This is a genomic window from Streptomyces sp. NPDC005706, assembly GCF_040631045.1.
Classification (GTDB): domain Bacteria; phylum Actinomycetota; class Actinomycetes; order Streptomycetales; family Streptomycetaceae; genus Streptomyces.
Window position 1 is genome coordinate 1 of record NZ_JBEXYS010000078.1, and the last position, 1,285, is coordinate 1,285.

A 1,285-nucleotide genomic window follows, 5' to 3' on the forward strand; every position below is an offset into this window, starting at 1 on the left:
AGCACCCGGCTTCTCATCGGCGATGTGCGCGGCAACGGGCTGGCCGCGATCAGCAACGCCGCCCTGCTGCTCGGCGCCTTCCGGGCAGCCGCCCATCGGCAGGCCACCCTGCCCCGCCTCGCCGTCCACCTGGACGCCGCGTTCCGCTGGGACACCAGCCAGTGGTGCGCACGTCACTCCAGGTCAGGGCGGCGTCGGCCTCGCCGGGCACGCGGAAGCGGTGCAGCTGATCGAGCTCGACCGTGCCCCCGCCCGCGCGATCAGCCGGAGGGCTCCCCCCGGCTTCGACGGCGGCGAGCTGGTGCGGGTCACCGAGCAGGCGCACCACCGCCCCCGCGGCCGCCGCGTCGGCGAGGATCGCATCGAACAGCAGGGTGCCGGCCACGCCTGCCTCGTCGACCAGGACGACGTCACCGGGACGCAGCCGAAAGTCCTCACCAGCCTGCTTTCCAAGGGCGGCCGGGCGCGCTGGTGGAGCCAGTAGTGCAAGGTGTGGGCGCGCAGCTTCAGGCGTCGCCGAGGACCTTCGCCGCGAGGGAGGACGGGGCCAGCGAGGCCAGCCGGCCACCGGCCGCGGCCACGGCGCTGGCCACCAGCCGCATCGCCGTCGTCTTTCCAGCGCCCGCCGGGCCTAGTCCGGCTGGCAGCAGACGCTCGGAGCAGGCGAAGGAGGAGGCCGGTGCGCGCTGCCCGGCATCCCTCGGACCGCGGTACAGAACGGCGACGCGGGCGAATGTGCCCCGGCGGATCGGCGGGATCACGCTCGTGCGGGCGGCGGCAAGGAGGCGGTCCTCGGAGGCGAGGAGAGAACGGGTGGTCCTGGTCTGCTAGCCGATCGGCCGGTGGAGCGGGCGACCTCAAGGTGCCCGGCGTGCCCGGCGTGCCCGGCGTGCCCGGCGCAATGATCAGTACTGCTCGGTCTCCATAAAGCCCGTGCTCCCGCCATCGTCCCCAGGGAAGGCGTCCGCGGCTGCGGTCGGGTCGAATCCGGGCGGGCTGTCCTTCAGGGCCAGGCCCAGGCCGGCCAGCTTCGCCTTGACCTCGTCGATCGACTTCGCACCGAAGTTGCGGATGTCCAGCAGGTCGGCCTCGGAGCGTGCCAGGAGCTCACCCACGGAGTGGACGCCCTCGCGCTTGAGGCAGTTGTACGACCGGACGGTGAGCTCGAGCTCCTCGATCGGCAGCGCCATATCGGCGGCCAGGGCGGCGTCCGTCGGGGACGGGCCCATGTCGATGCCCTCGGCGTCGATGTTCAGCTCGCGGGCGAGACCGAACAGCTCGACCA

At 73.1% G+C, this 1,285-nt stretch carries 2 protein-coding genes and 2 pseudogenes; 1 reads left to right on the forward strand and 3 read right to left on the reverse strand.

Annotation, left to right across the window (positions count from 1 at the left end):
- A pseudogene (locus ABZ478_RS39270) lies at nucleotides 1–165 on the forward strand (SpoIIE family protein phosphatase); the annotation flags it as partial.
- Between the two features lie 67 nt (nucleotides 166–232).
- On the opposite strand, the pseudogene ABZ478_RS39275 reads toward ABZ478_RS39270, so the two are convergent.
- The 3 genes and pseudogenes from ABZ478_RS39275 to ABZ478_RS39285 form a co-directional block, all read right to left on the reverse strand.
- Nucleotides 233–568, reverse strand: a pseudogene (locus ABZ478_RS39275) (AAA family ATPase); the annotation flags it as partial.
- Nucleotides 507–761, reverse strand: a complete 255-nt coding sequence (locus ABZ478_RS39280; protein ID WP_359557585.1) for an AAA family ATPase — start codon at nucleotides 759–761, stop codon at nucleotides 507–509. The pseudogene ABZ478_RS39275 and the gene ABZ478_RS39280, both read right to left, overlap by 62 nt.
- A 144-nt stretch (nucleotides 762–905) precedes the next feature.
- Nucleotides 906–1,285 (reverse strand): DNA-directed RNA polymerase subunit alpha C-terminal domain-containing protein (locus tag ABZ478_RS39285; RefSeq protein WP_359557587.1); only part of this gene is annotated, 380 nt, incomplete at its 5' end.